Here is a 6,803-nt window from a genome sequence, read left to right as displayed (position 1 = left end):
GGTGAAGAGGGGGGTGAAGAGGGTCGTGGAACGTGAAAGGCACTTTCGTATCTATTCAATATCTATTCATATTCCACGGCAAAGATGGGATAAGACGTTACTAAGCGATTGATATACAATCATTTTCTCGTACATCGATCCATTCAGTATCTATTCATGTCTGCCCACATCACCGCGCTGCTCGACGCGCTTGGCAGTGGCCCCGCCAACGCGGGGTACCTGTGCGAGCGGCTGGGGATCAGCCAGCCTACGTTGTCGCGCCGCATCGCGGCCGCGAGCGACCGTGTGCTGCGCATCGGCAAGGCCAAGGCCGCGCAGTATCTGGCGCGCCGCAGCGTGGCGGGGCAGGCCCAGCTGGCGTTGTACCGTGTCACGGCCGCCGGCAGGCTGGAGCAATGGGGCGAACTGTTGCCAGTCCATCCGGGCTTTGTCGTGCGCGAGGCGGGCCAGCCCGATCGCCACTTCGAAGGCCTGCCGTGGTGGCTGCAGGACATGCGCCCGCAGGGCTTTCTAGGCCGGCACTGGGCGCGCCAGCGCGCCGCCGGGCTCGGCCTGCCCGACGACCCGCGGAACTGGACCGACGACCACGTGCTGGTCGCGCTGGCGGCGGGGCAGCATGACGTGACCGGCAACCTGCTGCTGGGCGACCTGAGCCGCGACGCCTGGCTCGCGCAACGGCCGGAAGGCATCGCCGCCGGCGAGCGCGCGCAACGCTTTCCGGAACTGGCGGCGCGCTCGATGGCGGGCGAGCGGATCGGCTCCAGCGCCGGCGGCGAGCAGCCGAAGTTCGCGGTCCAGGTGGACGGGCGGGATGTGCTGGTCAAGTTCAGCGCCGCGCAGGACAGCGCGATCAGCCAGCGCTGGCGGGATCTGCTGCTGGCCGAGCACCTCGCCCTGCGGCACCTGGCCGGGCACGGCTTGCCCGCGGCGCAGAGCGAATTGCTGGATGCCGGCGGCCAGCGCTTTTTGCAGGTCGCCCGCTTCGACCGCACCGAGCAGGGCGGCCGGCGCGGCGTGGTGTCGCTGGACGCGCTGGACGCGGAGTTCGTCGGATGCGGCAGCAGTGCGTGGCCGGCCGTGACGGACGCGCTGTTCGCGCAGGGCGTGATCACGCAGCAAGCACATCATGATGCCGGCCGGCTCTATGCCTTCGGCCGGCTGATCGGCAACACGGACATGCATTTCGGCAACCTGGCCTTCCTGCATGACGGCGCGCTGCCGTTTCCGCTGACGCCGACCTACGACATGCTGCCGATGGGCCTGCGGCCCCACGACAGCGGCGCCATGCGCGACGACCTCGACCCGCTCACGCCGCCCGCGCAGCCGCCGGTCGCGGTCTGGCACGAGATGCTGCCGCTGGCCCGCGCTTACTGGCAGCGGCTTGCCGGCCATCCGCTGGCCAGCGCGGGATTCGCCGCGATTGCCGGCCGGCAGCAGGCATGGCTGGATGACGTCGGCCAGCAACTCGAACGGCTGGCCTGAAGGCAAGTCACCACTCGGGCGAGGGCGAGGTGGTATTGAACAGCGGTATCCGTGCAACGTCACCACACTACGGCGCAACCCATGCCCTTCACCCCCTTCACCCCCGACCCAACCGACCCCGATCCCCTCCACGCCGAGCACGCCATGCTCGAGCAGGCCGCCGCCGGCCGCTGGCTGTCGCACCTGTGGCAGGCGCCGGTGTCGCTGGTGGTGCCGCGCAGCTACCTGCGCCATGCGCAACTGGAAGCCGCGCGCCGTGACTTCGCCGCGCGCGGCTGTCCGGTATGGCTGCGGTTGTCCGGCGGCGGGCTGGTGCCGCAGGGCCCGGGCATCCTCAACCTGAGCCTGGCCTACCCGGTGCGCGGCGGCGCGGGCACGCACGCGGAACGCGTCTACCTGCACCTGTGCGAAGTGCTGGCCGGCGCGCTGGCCGAGCTTGGGTTGCGCACGCACTGGCAGGCCGTGGATGGCTCTTTCTGTGACGGCCGCTTCAATCTCGCGTGGGGGCCGCAGACGGACGCGCGCAAGATCGCCGGCACGGCGCAATACTGGCGCCGGGCGGCCGGCGCCGCCGATGCCGCGCTGCACGTGGTGCTGGCCCACGCCGTGCTGCTGGTGGCGGCGGAGCCGGAGGAGATCAACCGGCGCGCCAACGATTTCGAGGCCGCCATCGGCAGCGGCCGCCGCTACCGCGCCGACAAGGTGGTGAGCGTGGCTGGCGCGCTGGCGCGAAGCGGGCAGGCCGTGCCGGCAGCATTGGAGGAGCTCACCGCCAACGCCCTGCGGCGCGCGCTGGCCGCCAACCCGCCCGCCTTCGCGGTGCTTGCAGCGTGAGGCGGGCCGGGATTCGTCGGTATTGACGATTTCCCGCGGCGGCGGCCGTGGCAAACTATCCGGCAAGACGCATCCGGGGATGGGCCCGGCGCAGCGCAGACAACCGGAGACAAGACATGGCGGGACCGTTGGCGGGACTGAAGGTGGTGGAGATGGTCGGGCTCGGCCCGGCGCCGTTCTGCGCGATGATGCTGGCGGACCAGGGCGCCGAGGTGATCCGCGTCGACCGGCCGCGGGCGCCCGGCGCGCCCGCCGCCACCAGCGCCGGCAAGGCCCGCTGCGACGTGACCGCGCGCGGCCGCCGCTCGCTGGCCATCGACCTGCGCAAGCCCGGCGCGGCGCAGACCGTGCTGGACCTGATCGCCCGCGCCGACGTCCTGATCGAAGGCTTCCGCCCCGGCGTGATGGAGCGCCTGGGCCTGGGCCCCGACGCTTGCCTCGCGCGCAACCCCGCGCTGGTGTACGGCCGCATGACCGGCTGGGGCCAGCACGGGCCGCTCGCGCAGGCCGCTGGCCACGACATCAACTACATCGCCATCGCCGGCGCGCTGCACGCCATCGGCCGCCCGGACCGGCCGCCGGCGGTGCCGCTCAACTACATCGGTGACTTTGGCGGCGGCGGCATGCTGCTGGCGTTCGGCGTGATGTGCGCGCTCGCCGAGGCGCGCCAGTCCGGCAAGGGACAGGTGGTGGACGCCGCCATGACCGACGGCACCGCGCTGCTCGGCGCCATGATGTACGGCTTCAAGGCCGGCGGGCGCTGGAGCAACCAGCGCGGCGACAACCTGCTCGACGGCGCCGCGCACTTCTACGACACCTACACCTGCGCCGACGGCAAATACGTGGCCGTGGGCGCCATCGAGCCGCAGTTCTACGCGCTGCTGCGCGAGCGCTGCGGGCTGGACGACCCCGCCTTCGACGCGCAGCTGGACAAGCGCCAGTGGCCCGCGCTCAAGGCCCGCATGGCGCAGATGTTCCTGACCCGCACGCGCGACGAATGGTGCGAACTGCTCGAAGGCAGCGATGCCTGCTTCGCGCCCGTGCTCGACTGGGACGAGGCCACCCGCCACCCGCACAACCGCGCGCGCGAGACCTTCCTGGAAATCGACGGCGTGGTGCAGCCGGCCCCGGCCCCGCGCTTCAGCCGCACGCCGGCTGGCGTGCCGAGCGCGCCGGTGGAACCGGGGGCGGACAGCGGGGCGATTCTGCGGGATTGGGGTGTGGACGCGCAGGCGATTGCCGTGCTGCGTGCCGATGGGGCGATCTGAGGCGACGGGTGCGGCAACAAGGGTTAAAAGTTGTTGCCGATGGGTTTGGGCGCTGCACAGGAATCTATACTGGCCGGGTCGCTGCGATTGTGGCGACCGAGTTGACAGCTCGAACAAGAAGGTGGACGCCCGCCGCAAGGCGGTATGATTGCGTCCGTCGTGCCTTTGCACGCCTATACGGGCGGGCCTGGGCAGGGGAGCCCTCGGGCTCGCCGGCGCCTTCTTGTCGGTCTGTCACCTTGCCTTGCGCCCGCCCACCCCGACTGACAGCGGGGAGCGGGATCGAATCCGCTAAAGAAGGAGGCATGCTCCATGCAACGGTCTTCGCTCGCCCATTCCGGGCAAATTGCAATCTCCATCACCACCCTCCCGCGCGCATCCGTATCGTTCAGGAGGGCGCGCCATGCCTAAACACACCCGCTATGGCATCACCGCCGAACACACCGGCGCCGACCTGTTCGTCACGTCCCACGCGCCATCCGAAACGCCCTTGAGCCTGGCGACAGAGAAAGCAGGTCAGCTTTACGCACTGCTCTGCATGACCGGCGACTATGCCGCGTCAGGCAATGCGTGCGGGGCGTTGAATCAGGAAGTACAAAGCGGAATTTTCTCACTGGCAGCGGGGCTCGCCCATGAGACGCTTGTGCTGAGCGAGCTGGCAGCGCTGCGGGGACAGAAAACGGTTTTAACGGAATAGGACCCGCACCGGCCGCTGATAGTTGAGGCACGGCCCGGCGAGTGTTTGCGCTCGCCGGGCCATCATTGGAGCCATTGCATGCCGTGGAGCCCGACGCATACCAGTCGCTTGGATATACAATGAAAATGTATATCTTCCGGGAGCGTCACATGTTAGTCGCGAAATGGGGCAACAGCCTCGCCGTGCGTCTGCCGTCCAGCGTCGTGGAGGCATTGGAGTTGCGTGAGGGTGACGACATTGAGATCGTCGTCGATGCGCCGCGTACCTTTGCGGTACGCAGGAAGCCGGGCTCTGACGAACTGCTGGCACGTCTGCATCGCTTGCGCGGCAAGTTGCCCGCCGACTTCAAGTTCAGCCGGGACGAGGCCAATGCGCGGGACGAAGAATAAGATTTTTGTCGACAGCAATATCGTGCTCTATCTATTGTCGGCAGACGAGGCGAAGGCCGGTCGGTCAGAGGCGCTGCTCAAGCTCCGTCCGACGATCAGCGTGCAGGTGCTCAACGAGGTGACCAATGTATGCGCGCGCAAGCTCAAGATGGCGTGGGCTGATATCGGGCAATTCCTGGACGTAGTGAAAGGCCTTTGCGATGTCGTGCCGTTGACGGCGGCAACCCACGATCATGCCCGGCTGGTCGCTGAGTGCCACGGCATATCGTTCTATGACGCCTGCATTGTGGCCGCCGCATCCATCGAAGGCTGCCAGACGCTTTACACCGAGGACATGCATCACGGGCTTGTCATCGAGGGAAGGCTGATGCTCAGGAATCCGTTTGCGGATGCCTAAACACGTTGTTCGTACATCGCGCGCTAGAAAGCCAAAAGCCTGTAACGGATTCGAGGGTTTTGGCCTTTAAAGTGGGCCGCTTACGAAGCGCCTTGCGTGCTCTATGGGCGGACCAAGGCGAGGAGCCTTCGGGCTTGCCGGTCGTCTCTCGCCGGTCTCTCACCCGAGCCTTGTGTCCGCCCTCCCCCTCGAGGGTTGTGGAGGCGGATGCCAGGCAATGCATGCGGCAAGTCGAATTGGAGAGACAAAGCGAATCTCTTTTGCTACCTTCCCTCGCTTCCTGTATTATATATCCGAACAGATATAATTCACGGTTTGAACGGGAGAACATGATGCATCGCAAGCGCCAACTCCAGGGCACCGACAACGTACTGGCAGACCTCGGTTTCGACGACGCCGAAGACCTGTCCGCAAAGGCCGCGCTCGCGTTCAAGTTCAATGCGCTGCTCGACAAGCGGGGCCTGAGCCAGACGGAGGCGGCCGCCATTACCGGCATGACCCAGCCCAAGGTGTCCCAGGTCCGCCGCTACAAGCTCCAGAATATTTCGCTGGAGCGGCTGATGCAGGCGCTGGTGTCGCTCGACCAGCATGTGGAGATCGTGGTGCAGCCCGCGCGTCGCAAGCATGCCGCCGGGATTACCGTCGCGGCCTGAGTGGGAATCCGCAAGGCCGCGCCGGATACCTGCTGAACGGTTCCGGCCGCGGCATTGCATGCCCGTGTCAACTCACCCCGCCGGCCCCAATATCCGCTCAACAAACGCCGCCTCCAGCCCAACCCCCAGGAAGCGCGCAATCTCCACGATCTGCCCATACAGCATCCACTGCCCGTGATGCACCGCGCAGCCTTGCTCGCGCGCGGCCTTGAGCAGGGGTGTGTCGCCGTCGCGCACCACGGCTTCGCAGACCAGCGTGCCGGCGGCGAGCCGGGTTGCGGGGATCGGCAGCGGGTCGGTATCGCGCAGGCCGAGCGCGGTGGCGTTGACCACCACGTCGAAGCCAGCGGGGTCGTCGTCGCCGGCGCGGATGTTCACCGCGGGCAGGATGGCTTTCAGGCTGGCCGCGAGTTCGGCGGCCTTGGCGGCGGAGCGGTTGTGGATGACCAGTTCGGCCGGCTGCTCGCGGGCGATGGCGTAGGCCATCGATTTGCCGGCGCCGCCGGCGCCGAGTTGCAGCACGCGCTTGCCGGCGAGGCGGTGGCCGCGTTCGCGCAGGCCGGCCACGAAGCCGTCGCCGTCGAAGTTGCCGCCGATCCAGTGGCCTTGCGCGCGGTCGAAGCGCATGGCGTTGACGGAGCCGACCAGGCGGGCGGTTTCGGTCAGCGCGCCGCAGGCGGCGACCACGGTTTCCTTGTGGGGGATCGTGACCACGAGGCCGTCGAGGTTCTGCGCGCCGGCCACGCCGGCGAGGAAGGCCGGCAGTTGCGCGGGCTCGACGTGGAAGGGCACGCAGGTCGCGTTCAGGCCCTGGCGGGCGGCGGAGGCGTTGAATAGCTGCGGCGTGCGCACGTGCGCGACGGGCGCGGCGATGATGCCGACAAGGCGGGTATTGCCGTCGATCTGCATGGCGGGTGTGGGAAGGGAAACGGGGAGACGGGAAAAAGGGGAGAAAGCGAGAAAAAGCGGGAGGGACGCGCGCCCTCCCGCCGTGCGCAGCCGGCTTAGATGCCCGCCATGCAGGTGTACTTGATGACGAGGTAATCCTCGATGCCGTAGTGCGAGCCCTCGCGGCCCACGCCC

At 67.9% G+C, this 6,803-nt stretch carries 8 protein-coding genes; 7 read left to right on the top strand and 1 reads right to left on the bottom strand.

Annotated features, from left to right (window positions below):
- Window positions 1-156: 156 nt before the first annotated feature.
- The 7 genes from yjjJ to K206_RS0126765 all read left to right on the top strand — a co-directional run bounded on the left by yjjJ (window position 157) and on the right by K206_RS0126765 (window position 5,720).
- Window positions 157-1,482, top strand: coding sequence for a type II toxin-antitoxin system HipA family toxin YjjJ (yjjJ, locus tag K206_RS0126795; protein WP_020205454.1), 1,326 nt, complete (start codon window positions 157-159; stop codon window positions 1,480-1,482).
- 81 nt (window positions 1,483-1,563) lie between these two features.
- Window positions 1,564-2,316, top strand: a complete 753-nt coding sequence (locus tag K206_RS0126790) for a hypothetical protein (RefSeq protein ID WP_020205453.1) — start codon at window positions 1,564-1,566, stop codon at window positions 2,314-2,316.
- Between the two features lie 116 nt (window positions 2,317-2,432).
- Complete coding sequence (locus K206_RS0126785; RefSeq protein WP_020423930.1) at window positions 2,433-3,584, top strand: CaiB/BaiF CoA-transferase family protein; 1,152 nt, start codon at window positions 2,433-2,435, stop codon at window positions 3,582-3,584.
- A 403-nt stretch (window positions 3,585-3,987) separates the two neighbouring features.
- Entirely contained in the window at window positions 3,988-4,281 is a 294-nt protein-coding gene (locus K206_RS0126780; RefSeq protein ID WP_020205451.1) for a hypothetical protein, read from the top strand.
- Window positions 4,282-4,430: 149 nt separating this feature from the next.
- Window positions 4,431-4,670 carry an AbrB/MazE/SpoVT family DNA-binding domain-containing protein gene (locus tag K206_RS0126775; protein ID WP_029044135.1) on the top strand — a complete coding sequence of 80 codons (240 nt, stop codon included), beginning with the start codon at window positions 4,431-4,433 and terminating at the stop codon, window positions 4,668-4,670.
- A complete protein-coding gene (locus K206_RS0126770) occupies window positions 4,651-5,067 on the top strand; it encodes a PIN domain-containing protein (RefSeq protein WP_020205449.1) in 417 nt (138 codons plus the stop codon). Before K206_RS0126775 ends, K206_RS0126770 begins: the two co-directional genes overlap by 20 nt.
- A gap of 332 nt (window positions 5,068-5,399) precedes the next feature.
- The gene (locus K206_RS0126765; protein WP_029044134.1) at window positions 5,400-5,720 is read left to right on the top strand and encodes a helix-turn-helix domain-containing protein; all 321 of its coding nucleotides are present in this window, start codon (window positions 5,400-5,402) and stop codon (window positions 5,718-5,720) included.
- 72 nt (window positions 5,721-5,792) lie between these two features.
- Here K206_RS0126765 and K206_RS39385 read toward each other — a convergent pair whose 3' ends face one another.
- Window positions 5,793-6,629 (bottom strand): shikimate dehydrogenase, encoded by an 837-nt coding sequence (locus tag K206_RS39385; protein ID WP_020205447.1) that lies wholly within the window; start codon window positions 6,627-6,629, stop codon window positions 5,793-5,795.
- Between the last annotated feature and the right edge of the window lie 174 nt (window positions 6,630-6,803).

The sequence above is a fragment of the Cupriavidus sp. WS genome, from assembly GCF_000395345.1.
Taxonomy (GTDB): Bacteria; Pseudomonadota; Gammaproteobacteria; order Burkholderiales; family Burkholderiaceae; genus Cupriavidus; species Cupriavidus basilensis_B.
The sequence above is the reverse complement of the archived record's forward strand: the minus strand, read 5'-3'. Positions and strand labels throughout refer to the sequence as shown.

Excerpts from the sequence above, each read along its gene's own strand:
- K206_RS0126775 (WP_029044135.1), top strand. The coding sequence starts at position 4,431 with ATGTTAGTCGCGAAATGGGGCAACAGCCTCGCCGTGCGTCTGCCGTCC.
- yjjJ (WP_020205454.1), top strand. The coding sequence starts at position 157 with ATGTCTGCCCACATCACCGCGCTGCTCGACGCGCTTGGCAGTGGCCCC.
- K206_RS39385 (WP_020205447.1), bottom strand. The coding sequence starts at position 6,629 with ATGCAGATCGACGGCAATACCCGCCTTGTCGGCATCATCGCCGCGCCC.
- K206_RS0126780 (WP_020205451.1), top strand. The coding sequence starts at position 3,988 with ATGCCTAAACACACCCGCTATGGCATCACCGCCGAACACACCGGCGCC.
- K206_RS0126790 (WP_020205453.1), top strand. The coding sequence starts at position 1,564 with ATGCCCTTCACCCCCTTCACCCCCGACCCAACCGACCCCGATCCCCTC.
- K206_RS0126770 (WP_020205449.1), top strand. The coding sequence starts at position 4,651 with ATGCGCGGGACGAAGAATAAGATTTTTGTCGACAGCAATATCGTGCTC.
- K206_RS0126765 (WP_029044134.1), top strand. The coding sequence starts at position 5,400 with ATGCATCGCAAGCGCCAACTCCAGGGCACCGACAACGTACTGGCAGAC.
- K206_RS0126785 (WP_020423930.1), top strand. The coding sequence starts at position 2,433 with ATGGCGGGACCGTTGGCGGGACTGAAGGTGGTGGAGATGGTCGGGCTC.